The organism is Streptomyces sp. NPDC050121 (assembly GCF_044460385.1).
GTDB classification, from domain to species: Bacteria; Actinomycetota; Actinomycetes; order Streptomycetales; family Streptomycetaceae; genus Streptomyces; species Streptomyces soliscabiei.
In genome coordinates, this window is record NZ_JBITJV010000024.1 from 50,573 (window position 1) to 68,040 (window position 17,468).

Here is a 17,468-nt window from a genome sequence, read left to right on the forward strand (position 1 = left end):
CGGGCACCCGAACGCTTGGAGGAAGAGGCACGACCGTGTTGCCCTTCCCCGCGAGTGCGGCGTCCGGATCCCGAGACTCCCGCGCGGGTAACACTATCGAACACAAAATCGGATGGCTGGACTGTCAGCGCCAGGTGATAGACCTCCTCTATGGCCGGCATTCAGCACCTGTCGATGAGGGTTCCGTGGCGGGACCGCCCCTGGGACCAGTTCATCTGCGACGACCCGTTGGGGAACTCGTCCTGTACGTTGCTCGCGGCAATCGGCAAGGGTAGGGAGGACTCGTTCGAGGTCGCCCACGCCGGTGCCGGGATCGACAGCCTCGATCAGAACTGGCTTCCTTGCCTCAGCGAGCGTGCGACGTTCATGTCGCCGCTCGGGTACACGGTCGTTAAGCAGCATCCTTACCGAGACCACCGTGCACTACAGGGAAAGATCCACGACACCCACGTCACACTCCCCGGATACGCCTTCGAGGCAGTTCCCTTCCGCTGGATGAACCGCCAGGTCTTCGCGCAGGAGGTCGGTCATGAGCGAGTCCCGTTGTTCAGCCAGACCGCGGAGGAAACCGCTGACGCTGCACTGGGCTCCGCGCCACTGTGGGTGATGGACGGAGACAACCAGCGTGCCGTCATCGATGCCTTTTTCGAGCCCGTCGCCCCTGGTGACTCATTGGTCTTCGCCTACCTGAAGCACTCCCCGTTTCAGGAGCAGCGCACCGACCGGCTGTTGGTAGGCGCCGCGCGAGTTACCCGCGCCACGCCTCCGCCGATGTGGAACCAGTCCGGGAACCCGCCTTTCACTTCCTCTATGTGGGAGACGGTTGTCGAGCACTCACTCCGCCCTGACATGGCCGACGGGATCCTGCTGCCCTATCAGCAGCTCGTCCGACTGATGGATGAGGGCCATGACGTCGACAAGGCGCTCGCGTGGGCCCCTGAGGGCCGCGTAGTCGAATTCTCCTATGTCACCGAGCATCTGTCCGACGATGCCGCCATCGAGGCGCTGACCTCGCTGCAGTCAGCCGTCGACGGCATGAGCGAACTGGGGCTGGAGCTGCCTGACACTGGTCGAAAGTGGCTGCAGGGTCAGATCGAGCGGCTCTGGCAGATGCGCGGCCCCGTCCCCGGCCTGCCAGGTGTCCTGAAGGTGATCGGTGTCCAGCAGCCGTACGTGGCGGCGAGAGCGGTCATCGCGGAGGCAGGCGACCGCACCGACCCGTGGAACTTCCTTGAGACGGTTCTGGCGAACCCGTCCAGCGTGCCAAGTGCAATAAAGCCGCACATCGGCTCCCTCCAGGCCAGGATCTGGAAGAAGGTGACGCCCGAGCGCCGGGCTGTGCTGCGTCTGCTCGCCGGGTTCGACATCTCACCGACCCAGGTGCAGATGCTGCTGGACGGCAACACCGAGGTCGCGATGACCGCCGAGGAACTGCTGGAAAACCCGTACTTCGCCTCGACATGCACATACGGGATGAAAGAACACGTACCGTTCACAACCATCGACCGCGCCCTGTTCCCACCATCCCACGTCACCTGGACGCCACCGGTGCCTGACGAGGTCGCGCTTGAGGGCCACCTCGACCGTCGTCGGATCGAAGCACTGCTGACCGATGTCCTTGAGCGGCAGGGCCGGCAGGGCGACACGGTCGTACCGGAAGGCGAGTCCATCACGCTGGCGAACGATGTTTCACTAGCTCAACCGCCTCTCCTGACCAAGATCATCCTGACCGGCCTCGATCTGGACCACCACGGCATCAACGAGTGGACTGATTGGTCGCCTCTGGCAAGTGTGCCGCTCTCGGACGGCACTCCCGCATACAAGCTCACGCGGTTCGAGGAGACTTCTTCGGTCATCCGGGACTGGATCAGGTCTCAGCAGGATCGAGAGAGTCTCGGCCCAGTTACGGACGCCAGAGGCGTCTTGGACACCGCGCTCGACCGGCACCAGAAGGTCACGGGAGAGCTAGACGAACTGGAGGAGCGAGCCCGGACAGAGAAGGCCGCTGGCCTCTCGGCCCTTCATGACACGCCACTCTCGGTACTCATCGGGCCGGCGGGAACCGGCAAGACAACACTGCTACGCGCCTTGGTCGAGTACCCGGGCGTAGCCGGAGGTGGCGTCCTCCTTCTTGCGCCCACCGGCAAGGCGAAGGTCCAGTTGGAAACCAAGGTGAGGCTGCCCGCCAAGACTTTGGCCTCGCACCTGAGCGCCACTCACCGGTACGACGGAGAGACCGGCCGGTATCTCGTGTGGGGGGACCAGCAGCCGCGTAACAGCTATTCCTTGGTTGTCATCGACGAAGCGTCGATGCTCACCGAGGAGATGCTCGCGGCCACCCTCGATTCCTTCACAGGGGTCAAGCGACTCATCCTGGTCGGCGACCCACGGCAGCTCCCGCCGATCGGTGCGGGTCGCCCCTTCGTCGACCTGGTGAACAAGCTGCGTCCGGATAAGTTCAGTGACTGGGTGCGGGTGGCGCCAGGTTACGTCGAGTTGCAGGTACCCCGGCGTCAACTTGCCGACGGCAGTCACGGCATTCGACACGACCTTGAACTGGCAGCGTGTTTCGGCGACAACACGCGGGGAGCCGGCGACGAGTCCATCTGGGCGGATCTGGCCACCAACCCTGACTTGCCCACCGTGAAATACGTGCCCTGGGGCAACAGGTCTGTCGTCGATGCGCTGACCGATGAACTCAGCTACAACCTGGCTCTCGACGGCGACCCGGATCCGGCACGAGCCTTTGCGCTCACATACGGCGGCGTCATCAATGACAAGTACCTCAACTGGCAGATCGGCGCGGGCGAACATGCCGAGGACTGGCAGATTCTCTCCCCGACCCGCTCGCGGGCGTTCGGCACCGTCGAACTCAACCGTCACATCAAGCGCACGTACCGGTCGAGCGACACCTCCTGGGCTCAGCGCGATACTTGGCGCGGCAACATCCCGAAGCCGATCGGCCCCGAGCTGATCGTTCGCGGCGACAAGGTCATGCAGACCACCAACAAGCGACTCAGCGCATGGCCCAAACAGGACGCGATGAACTACGTCGCGAACGGCGAGATTGGCGTCGCGATCGGAATCGTCACGCCGAGGAAGAAGGCATCCAAGTCCCAGCTCCGTCTCCACGTCGAGTTCTCCTCCCAACCCGGATTCCAGTACTCGTACTGGCCGACTGATTCCGACGACGCATTGCTGGAACTCGCGTGGGCGGTCACGGTCCACAAGTCGCAGGGATCGGAGTTCGGCACGACCTTTCTCGTCCTCCCCGCCCGGGCAAATGTCTCCCGTGAACTGATGTACACCGCCCTCACCCGGCAGAAGGACAAGGTCGTTATCCTCCACGACGGCACACTCTCCGACCTGCGTGACCTCGCGCAGCCCTGGCGCTCGGAGACGGCCCGACGCTTGACCGATCTGTTCGAAGCACCCCACCCGATCGCGCTCGACGTCCAGGGCACCGCGCACCGCTTCGACCGGAAACTCATGCACGTGTCGGCGAACGGCATCGCGATGGCGTCGAAGAACGAGGTCATCATCGCCGGGATCCTCGACCGACTCGTGCCTGGCCGCTGGCAGTACGAGCAGCCGTTCACCGGCACCGACGGACGCATCGTCCTGCCCGACTTCACCATCTCAGCCGATGATGGCCGGACGGTCTACTGGGAGCATGCGGGCATGCTCGACCTACCCGACTACGCGCGGAAATGGGAGCTGAAGAAGGCCTGGTACGCAGAAAGCGGCATCCTTCCGCACGCCCAGGGCGGCGGACCGAACGGTTCGCTCATGTGGACGGACGACCTCAACGGCGCAGACGCACAGGCCTGGTTGGAGTTGGCCTCTGAGATCCTGGGGCTCACGTCGGCTGTACTGCCGCCCCCGGCGGGCGCTGGGCCGGGTCCGGCACGACGTGTCGCCAAGAAGACAGCACCGCGGCGTCCAAGTTCATAGTCGGGTAATCGCTACCGTTGCCGGGCTGGCTACGCGGCCGAGGCATGGCCGGCGACCTGGTATGGCATGACCTGGACCAGGTACGCGTGTGGCTGGACAACGCCTGGGCGTGCCAGCCTCCAGGCCATCGTTCCGCTCGGCGGGTGGTGGCAGACTCTGAATCACCGCTGTCTGCGTCCTGGGTGACTACTCCACCGCGTCAGTGGGTAGGGCATTGCAGGCCTGCCGCCACGAAGGAGCGGGAATCCTGAAGTCGAACAAACACTCTAGGTGATAATGTCGTCACGCTCAGAGCTGAGCCTTCATCAGATGCTGGCACCTGGAGGAGACATGGCAAAGTGGGAAGCCGATCCCGAAGCGTCCTTCGCACGGCGGCTGGGCAAGTCGTCTCTTGAGCTGGGGCAGACTTCCGGGAACACCGGCTGTCCTGACATGTGGGAGCTGGACAACGGAGATGTCGCGGTCATCGGTGCGGACCTGACCGCTTCCTACGAGGGGCGGCTTCCGGACGACGTACGAGTCGATCCCGGAGAGCGGCTGGTCATCATCCCCCGGGCGACGATCCTCGCGGCCAAGGCGGACATCCCGGATGCGTAGTCCGCTGCATGGTGCGGTGGGAGAGCGCATGGCGCTCAAGGACTACTACGCCGACTTCGAGAAGTACTTCTGGCACTGCGGCGATCTCGGATTCTGGAAGCTTGAACGGCAGCAGACGTTCCAGGAACCCGGCTACGACAGCTGGGAGGCATTCTGGCGTGGCGACTGGGATGAGTCCCTGCGCTTGCTGGAAGCGGGCCGCGCGGACATGACGGAGTACCACCGCAAAGTCGAGCAGAACGGCTTCGTGGCCCGGCGGGCCCGCGTGGTCGAGGAACCGCTCAGCAACTACATGCAGTGGGAGCTCCACGCGCTGCGTATCCGGGACCAGTGCGGGGGCCCTATCCATGTCACCGACGCAGACCGCGTGGCCCAGTACGAGCAAGACGGCCCTCTGCCGGAGATCTCCACTCTCGGAGACCAAGTGATGTATCAGGCGCTCTACGACGAACGGGGCATCCTGGTAGCTGCGCGGAAGTTTGTCGACCGCCAACTCGTCCTGCGTTGCCGGGAGCTCATCGTGAGCGTCTACAACGCCGGTGAACCCTTGGCGCACTGGTTTGACGGACATGTGGCGCCCCTTCCGCCCCCGCAGCGACAAGCGCAAAGATGAGAGACGACATCCCGGGACACGTCAACCGGTTCGACGGCTCGGCTTCGGCACACACAGTCGTGCAGGCTGGCGAGGTCAGCGGCGGGGTGCATTTTCATCACCAGGTGCCGTTGCCTGCGCCTGTCATCGTGCCGCATCAGTTACGGAGCTCTGTACGCCACTTCGTCAACAGGTCCGAGGAACGAGCCCGCCTCAGCAGTCTTGTGGCGGACCGGCATGACGAGCCGAATGTGGTGCGCGTAGCGGCTATCACCGGGACTGCCGGGGTCGGCAAGACCTCACTGGCACTGCACTGGGCGCACAGCATCCGGTCGCATTTCCCGGGTGGTGAGCTCTACGCCAATCTGCGGGGCTACACTGCGGGCTCCCCTGTTACACCGCAGGAAGTACTGGGCCGCTTTCTCGAGGACCTCGGCGTCCCCGCCACGCATGTGCCGGCCGAACCGGAGCGCCGGGAGACGATGTTCCGGTCGCTGCTCGCCGAGCGCCGCGTGCTGCTCGTACTCGACAATGCCGCGGACAGCTCGCAGGTCCGCCCGCTGCTGCCCGCCACCTCCGGTTGTCTCGTTGTGGTGACCAGCCGGGATGACCTGTCCGGCCTGGTCCGCCAGGAGGGCGCACTGCGCCTGGACGTCACAACGTTCCCCACGGCGGACGCCGTGGAACTGCTGCGTGCCGCCACCGCCGATTACCGGACCAGCGACCCTCGGGGAGACTTGGCGGCGTTGGCCCGACTGTGCGCAGGACTGCCTCTGGCACTGCGTATCGCCGCCGAACGCGCGGCAGGCTGGCCATCCATGCCGCTCGGCGAGCTGATCGACGACCTGCGCGACGAATCGGCCCGGTGGAGCGTTTTAACAGCCGAGGCCGAGGAGGGGTCCGACGCAATGCGCAGCGTTTTCGAGTGGTCTTACCGAGCGCTGTCCGACCCCGCGGCCCAGCTGTTCCGACGGCTCGGCCTGCACCCTGGCAACGAGTTCGGCCTACCCGCCGCTGTGAGCCTCGCTGGAAGCGATCCGGCCCATGTACGGGGCCTGTTGGACACATTGGTGCGAGCCCATCTGCTGGAGCGACGCCCCGCCGCTCGCTACGAGTTCCATGACCTGCTGCGGGCCTATGCGGCGGAGCAGGTCCGGCGGGAGGAGAGCGAGACGGAGCGAACAGAGATCCTCGGGCGCTGTCTCGCCTGGTACCTCCACACCGCGTACGCGGCACAGTGCGCCATGGCGCCGTTCGACCGCTACGACCTGGACGACCGGATCCCCGCACCCGCCACGGCCCTCCACTTCGAGAACTACCAGTCAGCGTTCGACTGGTACCGCGTGGAAAGCGCCAACCTCGTCACCGCCACTCGCGCCGCCGCTGATGCCGGATTCCCTGAGATCGCATGGCGATTGGCCGTGGTGCTGCGGGCCGTCTACATGCACCAGAACGCCTTCGACGACTGGGAGGCAACTGCTCGCATCGGCGTCGAGGCCGCAGCACGCACCGGAGAGCAGCACGGTGAGGCGGAGGCGCTCGAATCTTTGGGCAAGGCTGCTTTCCAGGCATTGCGACTCGATGAGGCGGAGGAGCATCACCGCGCCTCGCTGGCCCTTCGCCGGCATATCGGCGACCGCCGTGGCATGGCGGTGTCCATCAACGCACTCGGCCTGCTCGGACTGCGTCGGCGACGACTCGACGAGGCCAGGGCGCACTTCACGGACGGCGCGGAGATTTTCCGTGAACTGGGCGACCGCCGATGGACGGCATTGGTGCGGAGCAACCTCGCGGAGACGCTGTGCGAACTCGGCCAGGGCGAGGAGGCCTGGGCCCTCATCGAGCAGGTGCTGGACGACTTCCGCCAACTCGGTGATCGCGCTTGCGAGGGCAATGCTCTGTGCCTGCTGAGCTGGGCACAGCACACATCAGGCGAGCCCGAAGCTGCTGCCCGCTCGATCCGCAATGCCTTGTCGATCGCTGATGACGAGAACAACCGGGTGTGGCAGGGGCATTGGGGGACCGAAGCGGCACGAGTCGAGCGAGCACTCGGGAATCCTGAAGAATCCCTCCGCCTGTTCCAGAAGTCCGCTGCCGTTCAGCAGAAGCTCGGTGATGCGTCCCGGGAGGCTGCCGCACTGGACGGAGCGGGCGAGGCATGCCAGTCGCTCGGACGCTTCGAGGAGGCAGCAGAGCTGCACCGACGCGCCACCCGTACCTACCACCAGCTCGACTCCCACTGGCAACTCGCCCGCGCCCAGGCGCATCTGGCCGATGCGCTGACGTCCCTGGGCGATCACGAATCGGCACGCGCCGCCCGAGAGAAAGCGCTCCACCTGCTCGATTCGTTCGACGATCCCAGAGCTATCGCCCTCACAGAGAAGGTGGCACAGTGCCTGGGTGATGACGGCAGATAGCTAATCGTCAGCCACTACGGGCTCCGAAGCCGTAATCCATACGGGCGCGTCGGCGCAGTCCAGACGGATTCCGTTGACTGGGGTGAGGCTGGTCCGCAGGACCTTCAACCGACGGCCGTTGACCGTTGCCGTAGGGCCGAGGTTCGGGCCCATGAAATGGAACGTCCGCACCTGGTTGTGGACCTGGCGCGCGGTCATTTTGGTGTCGACTGCGAAGAACTCCGGTTCCAGCAACCCCGCATAACTGATGCCGTCGGCGGACTGCGGTTCGCCTGCCGATGGGTCTCGCACCCGGTCCAGGGCAATGCTCAGCTGTTCGCGCAGCACCGGGGACAGGTCAGTCCACAGGCTCCGGGGAGTCACATCGTCCGGCAGCGGAACGCCGCCTTGCTGGGTCAGCACCGGGCCGGTGTCGAATTCCTCGTCCATACGGTGAACTGTCACGCCCAGGTCCGGGTCGCCATTGCGGATCGCCCAGAGCACTGGGGCCGGGCCGCGGTATTTGGGCAGCAGCGAGGAGTGAATGTTGAGCACGCCGTGGCGCGGGATCTGCAGCACGGATCGTGGCAGCCGCCACGAGAATCCATAGCAGACGAGCAGGTCAAGACCGTATCCGTCTAACGAGGCACCCAGCCCTTCGGAACTGCCCGGCAGCAGCAGGTCGACGCCCGCCGGCAGCGCTGCGGTGATCTCGCCTGCAACGCGTGCCGCACTCTCGTCCGTGGGCTTGCGGGGGCGCATAGAACGGGAGAACGCGTAGACGACCGGGTCATGGCCCGCTGCGGCGCACGTTTCGTGCAGAGCGGCGAACTCTGCCGTGCCGAAGGAGATCAAGCCGATACGCATGCCGTCCGCCATGAGCAGGAGCCTAGTGGGACGCGTACCCCTTGCGAGCTGCCATTCGGCCTTTCGCCCCCGGCGATCCGCTCCTCCCGGACAGCTCGTTTCTGGCTTGTAGACCTTGAGGCAATCCCTCAGGACTCTCGCTCCTCACTGTCCTCCGGCTCCCTGCTCGGGCGAAACTCGTCCCGGGACGCCGAAGGTCAGGCCGGAGAAGTTCTGCCCTTGGACGACCGGGCCGTTCTGCACGCCCCCGCTGATGCTGTTGTGCACGGAAGCACCGTGGTTGTCATCGATGTTCGGTTCCAACTCGGCTAGCAAACACCGAAGTTCTTCGGCAGCTTGGGGGTCGGCCTGCAGAACACGACGCAGTCGTATCCGCCATTCGGCCTCGATGTCCGCTCCAGCGAGTTCGTCCTGGGCAGCACGAGCCGCCATGAGCTCCTGTTGAGACCGGCCCAGTTCCTCCACAGCAGAGCCCTGGTCCCCGCCACGTGCAAAGAATCGAGCGACTCGATCCCTCGTCTGTGTCCAGGTTTCCGAGACCATCAGCCCGACAAGTGTCGTGGCCCCGGAAACTGCCAGGGCTGTCAACTCAGCTTCCACAGAACGCCCCCCATGAGTACGGACTTCGGCACGAACATCGTTACGGCTTCAGATCCGTGACGGAGTCAGGCAGCCGTGGGCGACGATTCACATCCCACATCTGCTTCATCAGGTCGAAGCCGTCCTGGGCTGCGATGTGCCCGTCGCCCACCGCAAGACGGACCATGTCTACTGTCTCCGCAGTCGTGATGCCCTGTCGCTGGGCATAGCGCAGGGACTCCCGGTCGTCCGAGATCCACCAGGAGCCAGAGAAATCGTCCCAGTTCTTGATGATGTAGAGCGTTTCGGCCTCACCAAGGTGCTGGAGGAGCCTCTCAGGAGTGCCACCGAACACCGCGCTCCGTTCATCGAAGATCTTCTCGATGTCCTCTGCAGTCGTGATCCGGATGGCCTCTCCCAGCCACCCGTGCCGTTCGAGGCTGCTCAAAGCAGGGATCCATCTCGCCGAGTTCTGGGCCTCGTTGGCGACGGCGGCCGTCCATCTACCCCGGCCGTCTAAGGCCGCACGCAAGATATCGAGACGGTCGACAGCGGCGAAGTTACACAGAACCGTGTTGTCAGGGAAGAGGAACTCGCTCATGACTCACCACCGGCTGCCTGTTCCTCGAGCCTGCGGCTGAGCTCGTCGACATCCACCCCGATCAGGCTGGCGTACGGTCGAAGCGTGGACCGGCCAGCTTCGTAGGCCGCACGCGTGTCACGTAGGAGCGGGCCCGGGCGTCTACGCATTGTCGATTCGGCTGATCGCCGCTCGAACTCCTTACCTCGGCCGACGAGGTCCGCCGCCTCACTGGCAGACATTCGCTTGTAGCGGTCGCAGGTACCGGCGTCGATGATGCGTAGGCGGAGCAGCCGGTACGCAAGCGCTTCGGGTGTCACCATCAGCCGGCTGGCCAGGGCAGCGTGATCAACCTGCGTCAGGCTGCCACGGCGCGCGATGTCTTCCCGGAGAAGAGGCTCTGGCATGAGGAACGCGGATGCGAAGGCGTTGGCACGTTGTTCGCTCGGTGCCTTCTTCTGGGCCGGGTCGAAGATGTCTCGGTCGAGGTGGACCTCTTGATCGTCCTCAGCGAGAAGGTGCCCCAGCTCGTGGGCGAGGGTGAAGCGCTGCCGTGCCGGGTTGGAGGTGGTGGCCAGAAGGATCAGCTTGGCTTCACGGGTTGCGGTGGCAAGGCCATCGAAACCCTCACCAATTTCCTCGACAGTCACATCGACACCAAAGACCTCCTCGAGGAGCTCTGCCAGATCGCCGTCCCATGTCGAACGGCCCGCGCCGACCACTACTCCGAGGGCCTTACGGGCCAGCCTCTCTCCTTGGTCGGAGTAGCTACCCTCGCTCAGACTCACGGATACGGGCTGCCAGGGCTGCGGATAACCGATGCCGGCCAGGTCCGCACGTCTCGAGGTGTACTGGCGGGCCACCGCGACGGCCTCACCGGCCTGCCCCGTGGTGGTCCTGCCCGCCACCGCCAGTGGGGGCTCGGTTCCGGTGATCAGCCACTTCACGGAGACGTCACACGCCTGCGCGATGCGCGCGACTTCTACGGTCGAGAAACCTCGTGGACCGTCGAGGGAATCAGTGAGCTGGGTTTCGGCCAAGCCGATCTGCTGAGCGAAGTCAGCGCGGCTCAAACCTGACTTCTCGATCAGGCTCAGGACTCGGTCGGGAATGCTGGACACCGATAGGACAGTAGTCGGCTCGTTGCGCACTGCACAAGGAGTGACAACAAGCGCCGTGATGTTTCAAGTCACCTGATGAGCGACGTTTTTGACTCACCGACTGACCCTCAGCAGCAGCTGCAGCACCCCTGAGCTTCATTAGCACATCGCACCGACTTACCCCTCCTGTACTTGTTCGTACAGGGTCCCCTCGACTTCGCGCATCTCGCGTTCGACGGTCTCCGTGAGGTTCGCGTTGTCGATCACGACACCGAACTCGACATTGCTGTTCTCCGCGCTCCAGGAGAAGTTCGCGCTGGTCACCAGGAGCAGGTGGTGGTCGACGGCGAGGAACTTGGCGTGGTTGCGGACGTACGCGCCGCCGAACGTCTTGGTGCGCCACACCTCGGCTGGCTTGAGATGCTGGGCAACCTCGGATGTCGTCGGCGCTCGGACGCCGCCCGGATCGTCTGCCGCACGGGTGTCGAGGTAGACCCGCACCGCGACTTCGGAGCGCTGTGCGACCTCCTGGAGAGCGGTCCACACGCCAGACGTACGCTGAAAGTTGAAGGTGGAGCAGGTCACCGCATGGCGCGCATTAGCGATCAGGTACGGCACGGACGTGGTCAGTGGCCCGCTCCGGGCGAGGTGCCCAGGCATCGTCCACAAGGGTGTGAGCGTGGTGGGTAGGGTCCGTGCCCCCTCTATCGCCCGCAGCAGGGCGATGCGCTGGGCCTCAGCCCCAGGGCCTTCGCCGGCCTCCGCCAGGAATCTCCTCGCCTCAACTCGTCGGCCTGGGGCGACTGCCTTGAGGGCAGCAGTGAGCGTGTCGCCGTCGACGAGCCTGTCCGCGACGCCCTTGGCTTCGCTGCGAGTGAGGAGTCTGCCGAGGAGCAGAGCAGCCTGGGAGTCACTCATCGGTCGAGAAGTATCCGAGGTTGCTGCCCGGCAGGTCGATCAGGAAGCGACGGTCGAGGAACCGGTTCGCCCGTTCGCAAGAGGTCTCCGAGGCCATGACGCAGCAGTGGCAGGCGGCACCGTGGAGAAAGTCTTCCGGGGGTTGCGGGGTGCGCATCGCACAGATGGGGTCGGAGGAACAGCGTTGTGCCTTGCGCAAGGCGTCAGCAACGACGCGCTGCAACCGCTCAGGGTCGCTGAGCTGAACGAGCCCGCCCAGGGTTCCGTCGCTGTCAGAGGCCGTGGTGCAGATGAGCAGGCCAGCCGCGGGGTCCCTATTGTCGGCTTCGGGCCAGGCATACAGGCGTTCGCTGAGGCTGGCAGCCGAATACCCACAGCTGAGGGCGAGTTCTCGGATCAGGGTGTGGGCAAAGGTGTGGATAAGCCAGTAACGCGGGGGCTTGAGTCGGCTGTCGGCCTTGACCTTCTCAGCCGTTTCTGAGAAGCGACGGTTGAAGTTCCGCTCATGGGCTGCGCGATGCGCCTCCCATACGTCGGACTTGCCGATGCGCTCCTCCCAAGCAGCGACGGAGTCTTCGTCGAGCTGGAGGAAGAGGCCCTCACCACGGTCCTCGGTCGCTACTGTCCACGAGGGACGGCGGGTCCTGGTGAGAGGTGCCAAGCGGCGTTGCAGATCTCCGGCGCGATCCATGGCATCGATACGTGTGAACCCGACGAGCGCATTGACCTTACGAAGCCTCTCGACAGCGAGAACACGGGTGATCTCGGGCCTCAGCTCGGGTCCGCGTTGCCTCGTAGCCAGTGTGAGTCCGCTCTTGGGGTCTTCGACTCGAGCACCGTTGATATCAAGCAGTAGATAGCGCCATTCTGGCACCAGCAGGTCGACTGGGTCCCAGTCACCGAATCTTTCCTCGTGCTCCTCCGGTGTGGGCTGAGGAGCACAGGCTGCCTCGACTGCTGCGGCAAGCTCAGAGTCCGACAACCCAGTGACGTCCACGCGGTCCACGAGCAAGTCCCGAATCATGTCGAGGTTCTCCCGATACTTGCCGAGTCGCTCTCCCAGCGTGGTGCGGATCCGGTCGGCCAGATCGCTTTCCTTCTCTTGCTGAGACTCCGGCATGACGATGATCGAGTAGGTGGCGGGAAACCACAGGTTGGAGGCACCCACCAGCATCAGACGTGTCTGGTGGCGGCAGCCCCGGTGATCGAAAGCGTCCAGGTGTGGATGACGTCCGCGGCATTTCGGCAGCTTCTTCTTGCCAGCCTCGCCCTGGGCCTCGTTCATCGGCCTGCGCATCCCACAGGACTCACAGCGGATGACAGCCGAGGCACCCTTACCAACGGTATGGTCGGTCATCTTGAGGACTGGAAGCTCTGCATTGGCGCACGGCTGGCCGTGGTGAACCCACAGGTCGTATGGGAACTCGTCCAGGTGCCCGTCGACGCACGCCAGGAGGTAGCGGGCGGGCACCGCGGGGCGGCGCATCGGTCGTCTGTTCCGGTTGCCGGAACGGCCCGTGCACTTCGTGTGCTCGAACGTGGCCAGGTCCGTACGGAATGGATGAGTGTTCTTGTAGTCGAACTGCGAGAGCTTTCCCAGCAGGTCACAACCAGTGCACCGCAACCACTGCGGAAAGACGCGGGCCGGCACTCCGAGGTCATTGCCCTCAGCAGACCGGCTGTGCTTCTTCGGCTGCCAAGGGTGTGGCCGGAGCTCCACGTCGTTCGACCTGAGCGCCATCCGCACGACGCCCTTCAGCCTCGGTGCGTGGATGACCGGCGGCAGCGAATCGCGCCTGCGCCAGATTCGTTCCCAGTCATCAAGACCGGTAGACATGATCGTGAACTGCGGCAGGTCCATGATCGAACCGGGGCCGTAGGTGTACAGCAGGGAGGAAGGCCGGGCCGAGCCGACCTTGGCCCTGTTGTGCTTGGCCTGGCGCTCAGCTTCCTCATCCAGGTCGCCCAGCGGGTCGACCGCCCTGTTCGCGTCGTAGACGAAGCGATCCTCGTCAGTCACGAGCTCTCCTCCCGCATCTCCCACTGGGGCGCAGTCATGGGCTCGATGTACACGAGTCGTTCCTTGATAGGGCTGACCAAGAGGTTGATCTCGGGCTGTACTTCGCGCATCGAGTTGGGAATGACGAACGGGGGACCGTCTTGGCTGTAACGGCCGGCCTTGGCATCCTCGGCACTCATCATGAGTGCCTCGTGCTGAGAGTCGTCGAGTACCTTCTCGTAGACCAGCGACTTGCGGTTGATCATGAGGTGGTTGCGGCGCTTGCCCCACTGGTCGAGTCGGTTGGTCAATAGCTCCCATGCCCGTTCGGCCGCGTCCTCGTCCCCGGCCTTAGCGATCCGACGTGCCAGCGCGTCAACGAGATCCACAACGAAGTTCCGCTCGGTCTCAATCCGGTCGGCTCCGGACTCCGGGGACAGGCTCTGGGTCCGGATCGCCTGGCGAACGCGGGCTGCGCTGACCAGGACACCATCCAGGCCACGCTCGAGCGACGTCACCGAGAACGGGGTGACGGACAGTGCTTCGACCTGGGCATAGAACGTCTCGTGGTAGTGGCGGAACTGTTCGAAGTGCGCCAGGTCTCGGGGCCTGGCCCAGTTACCGAGTGCCACAACCAGTCCGGGGCGGTCCCCGTCACGGCCGACACGCGATGAGGCCTGGATGTACTCGGCGGTGTTTTTCGGCTGACCGACCACCAGCATCAGTCCGAGCCTGGTCACGTCCACACCTACCTGGAGCATGGAGGTCGCCAGCACGACGTCGTACGGGTTTACGTCCCGCTCGGGCGTGCGGGACTTGTTGTCTCGCAGGGCGCGCAAGTTCCGTTTCCCGGCGGTGGAGTCGAAGGCGGGATCGAACCTCACGGCCATGCGGTCAAGGGTGGAGGTGATGTCCGCGCTGGCCACGCGGGAGGTCAACTCAGCGACATGCAGGGCACCGAAGTTGGTACCGGTGCGACTGGGCAGCCTGGACCAGGGGCGGCGCTTGGCAAGTGCCGTCTGGATGTCGTCGCCCATGTACCGGGCCATACCGGCCAGTTCCCGGGTCGCGCTGAAGTAGCCGACCAAGGTCATGTACGGATCCGCGGATTTACCCGAGCGATCTAGCAGCAACTGGCCGCCTGCCATGAGAACTTCGGCGACACGGATCTCGGCCGTGGTGAGCCGTACCCCTGTCGTGCTGATCCCGATGTAGCGGCGTCCAGGAGCCTCCTTCGAGACCTCGATCTCCTTGGAGAAGAAAGTGTTCCCGGCGTCGAGAACCTGCGGCGGGAAGATGGTGGTGCCCCGCCCGTACAGTGCCGTCACCTGATCCGCAGCGTTGCGGGCAGTCGCCGTGGAGGCGACCAGCAGCGGGCGCACAGGACGTCCGTCCTTGGTCTGCCAGTGCGTCATCACGTCTATGGCCACTTCAAACAAGCCGACAGTCGTACCGAGAGCTCCGGTGATCAGGTGCAGCTCGTCCTGGATGATCAGGTCCGGGGGCCGCAGTCGGGCCACAGAGTGCACTGCGGCGGCTGGCATGCCGTCCTTCTTCGGATGCTTACTGCCGTCTTTGATCGAGCACTGTGAGTAATCGGGGTGGACGAAGTCGTGCCTCTCGCAGCGCCGCGAGACGTACCCGAAAAGCGAGGCCGCCTCCCCCTCACGGGCCAGGCGGGCGAACTTGTCCACTGTCGCGATCACGAAGGCAGGGACGAGGCGGTAGATCTCTTCGTCAACAGTCAGGACGGGCAGCCCTTCGTCGATCTCCCCGCCGTCCGCGAAGGGGCAGTCCGCGAGCTCATCACCGCAGTACACAAACACTCGACGTCGAGCATCATCGGCTCGGACGTTCCGCGCCTCGATGGGAGTACCGCACCAGGGGCAACGCTGAACCTGCAGCACCGTCAAGCGAAAGCCATGTCCCTGATTGGCCCTCTCCAGCTGCTTGGCGGCCTCGTCATATCGCTTGGGACTCACGTCCGTGCCGACCCACAGCCCGATGCGGAACGGCTCGTCGCCCCAGATCTCCGGTTCCTGCTTGCGTGCCCGTTCCGCTGCGCACACCAGAGCGGTGGCTCGCTGGAACTGCTGAGCGGTGAGCAGCCGAAGCGTGTACCGCATCAGCACAGCCACGCCAGAACGACCGTCCAGTGGACCGTCAAAAGCGTCCACTATGCCTTGACGCCGCCGAACAGCGAAGGTGTATGCGGCCAGCCCCAGGTACGCCTCTGTCTTGCCACCACCGGTCGGGAAGAACAGCAGCTGGGCCTTGGCCAGGTCAGTTGATCTTTTGTCGGCTGCCGGGTCGAACAGCAGCGGCAGCTGCATCAAGATGAAGGCGATCTGGAAGGTTCGCCAGGAGTGAGCCCTGATGCCCTCGGCTTCAATGATCGCGTTGATGGCCTCGTCGATGCTCTCCCGGCTCTCCTCGCTCTGGCCGGCGCGCCGTTGAGCCACCTGGGACTGGACGCGCTGATCGGCCATCACCCGGTTCATGAACCGGAAGCAGAGCAAGGCTTCCGCAGAGTTCTCCCCGTCGGCCAGTAGGAACTCCAGGCCCTCCCTGAGCTGCTTCTGTACCCGGCGCGCGTCGGCGACGGCTTCAAGTCCTTCCGGGCTCAGGTGGTCAGGGAGCTCACGAGCACGCTGCTCCTCGGCTTCCAGCCAGGTGGCATAGCCCTCGACGATGGGCTCCAGGCCAGCGCGCAGTTCGGCTGGGGTTGCAACTTCCAGCGCCCGCATATCGAGCATGGCAGAGCCGATTTCCTCGGCCGCTGTCTGCGGTGTCTCGGCAACCGGCAGCCACGTCGTCCGAACCTCGGAGGCGCGGCGGGTGCCCTGGATTTCCGTCCAGTCCACCGAGCAGGTCCGCCCCACTGCGAACTCCAGTCGGTTCCTGTACTGCAGCCGCAGGCGACGGAGCTCGTCGTCCAGCTCCTCGTGGGTATCCAGGAGTACGTCATTCACCGGCAAGAACACGGGTGACCCGTCCAACGCGTTGACGGTCAGCTGTGTCTGGTAGAGCCACGCTTCCACCGGAATCTGGCGTGGTGTCTCCCTGTCATTACACAGGGCGATCTCGATCAGGCGGCAGCCTCGCTCGCCGTCGTCATAGCGGTCCACCCGCAGGAGGACCTGATCCTTCAGCACGTACGTCTTGGTCTGAGACGGCGTAAGGTCCGCGATCTTGATCGTCGTGCCGAAGCGATGCGGAATTCGCTGGTACCGACGTAGGCGCGAAGCTGGTTCGTCGCCCTCGCCCTGCTTCTCCTTCACGGGCTCATACGTGCCGAACTCGGTGACCACCGTGAACGCATCGAGGTCTTCCGGGACCTGGCAGCGCAGCCCCATCGAAGCCGGAATCATCAGCCCGCGCTTCTGCGGCTGATCGTCTACGTCGTCTTCCTCCGAAGACGCACTGCTGTCGTCGACTGCAGTCAACGGGATGCCCCGGCTCTCGGCCGCATCGACAGCATCACCGACATCGGTGGCGGCATCGTCGGAATCTGCCTGGGTCGGGTTGGCCTCGCCGGCCGTGAGACGTTCCGGGGCAATACGGCCGACCAGGTACGCAGAGTCGGGAGCACCTTCGATGATCTCTTCGGGGCCGCCGGCCGGACCGAGGAGTTCTCGCCTCAGAATGTCGACCAGGTTCTCCCGGGCCGTCCAGGACCGTCCGTCCGGCTCGAAGTCGAGCGGGTAGGACGGCTCGTGCGGAGGGTGGGGGACACTCACTTGGCATGCTCCTCGCCCAGGCTCGTCCGCAGCCTGTCCAAAGCCGTCCGGGGTGGTTCCTGCGCCGCATAACGGACTCTGCTGCAGAGTACTGCAGCGCCTTCAGCCGCCCTCGGGAACGTCACAGCCTCACCCCACCTCTTCGT

The 17,468-nt window shown here is 64.7% G+C and carries 11 protein-coding genes; 4 read left to right on the top strand and 7 right to left on the bottom strand.

Annotated features, from left to right (window positions below):
- Positions 1-150: 150 nt before the first annotated feature.
- The 4 genes from ACIBTS_RS31090 to ACIBTS_RS31105 all read left to right on the top strand — a co-directional run bounded on the left by ACIBTS_RS31090 (position 151) and on the right by ACIBTS_RS31105 (position 7,560).
- Positions 151-3,954 carry an AAA family ATPase gene (locus ACIBTS_RS31090; RefSeq protein WP_399323748.1) on the top strand — a complete coding sequence of 1,268 codons (3,804 nt, stop codon included), beginning with the start codon at positions 151-153 and terminating at the stop codon, positions 3,952-3,954.
- 330 nt (positions 3,955-4,284) lie between these two features.
- Positions 4,285-4,551 carry a hypothetical protein gene (locus tag ACIBTS_RS31095; RefSeq protein ID WP_358597452.1) on the top strand — a complete coding sequence of 89 codons (267 nt, stop codon included), beginning with the start codon at positions 4,285-4,287 and terminating at the stop codon, positions 4,549-4,551.
- A 28-nt stretch (positions 4,552-4,579) separates the two neighbouring features.
- Positions 4,580-5,164 (top strand): DUF6879 family protein, encoded by a 585-nt coding sequence (locus tag ACIBTS_RS31100; protein WP_399323750.1) that lies wholly within the window; start codon positions 4,580-4,582, stop codon positions 5,162-5,164.
- The gene (locus tag ACIBTS_RS31105; protein WP_399323752.1) at positions 5,161-7,560 is read left to right on the top strand and encodes an ATP-binding protein; all 2,400 of its coding nucleotides are present in this window, start codon (positions 5,161-5,163) and stop codon (positions 7,558-7,560) included. Before ACIBTS_RS31100 ends, ACIBTS_RS31105 begins: the two co-directional genes overlap by 4 nt.
- On the opposite strand, the gene ACIBTS_RS31110 is transcribed toward ACIBTS_RS31105, so the two are convergent.
- From ACIBTS_RS31110 to drmA, 7 genes are all read right to left on the bottom strand, one after another.
- Positions 7,561-8,418, bottom strand: a complete 858-nt coding sequence (locus ACIBTS_RS31110) for a methionyl-tRNA formyltransferase (RefSeq protein ID WP_369390622.1) — start codon at positions 8,416-8,418, stop codon at positions 7,561-7,563.
- 132 nt (positions 8,419-8,550) lie between these two features.
- Positions 8,551-8,871 (bottom strand): hypothetical protein, encoded by a 321-nt coding sequence (locus ACIBTS_RS31115; RefSeq protein ID WP_399323754.1) that lies wholly within the window; start codon positions 8,869-8,871, stop codon positions 8,551-8,553.
- Positions 8,872-9,046: 175 nt separating this feature from the next.
- On the bottom strand, positions 9,047-9,586 hold the full coding sequence (locus ACIBTS_RS31120; protein ID WP_369390620.1) for a hypothetical protein: 540 nt from the start codon (positions 9,584-9,586) through the stop codon (positions 9,047-9,049).
- Positions 9,583-10,686, bottom strand: coding sequence for a helix-turn-helix domain-containing protein (locus ACIBTS_RS31125; RefSeq protein ID WP_399323757.1), 1,104 nt, complete (start codon positions 10,684-10,686; stop codon positions 9,583-9,585). The genes ACIBTS_RS31120 and ACIBTS_RS31125 overlap by 4 nt, the downstream gene beginning before the upstream one ends.
- 156 nt (positions 10,687-10,842) lie before the next feature.
- A complete protein-coding gene (gene drmC / locus ACIBTS_RS31130) occupies positions 10,843-11,583 on the bottom strand; it encodes a DISARM system phospholipase D-like protein DrmC (RefSeq protein ID WP_369390618.1) in 741 nt (246 codons plus the stop codon).
- Positions 11,576-13,603, bottom strand: a complete 2,028-nt coding sequence (gene drmB, locus ACIBTS_RS31135) for a DrmB family protein (protein ID WP_399323759.1) — start codon at positions 13,601-13,603, stop codon at positions 11,576-11,578. Before drmB ends, drmC begins: the two co-directional genes overlap by 8 nt.
- On the bottom strand, positions 13,600-17,322 hold the full coding sequence (gene drmA / locus ACIBTS_RS31140) for a DISARM system helicase DrmA (protein ID WP_369390616.1): 3,723 nt from the start codon (positions 17,320-17,322) through the stop codon (positions 13,600-13,602). The genes drmB and drmA overlap by 4 nt, the downstream gene beginning before the upstream one ends.
- Between the last annotated feature and the right edge of the window lie 146 nt (positions 17,323-17,468).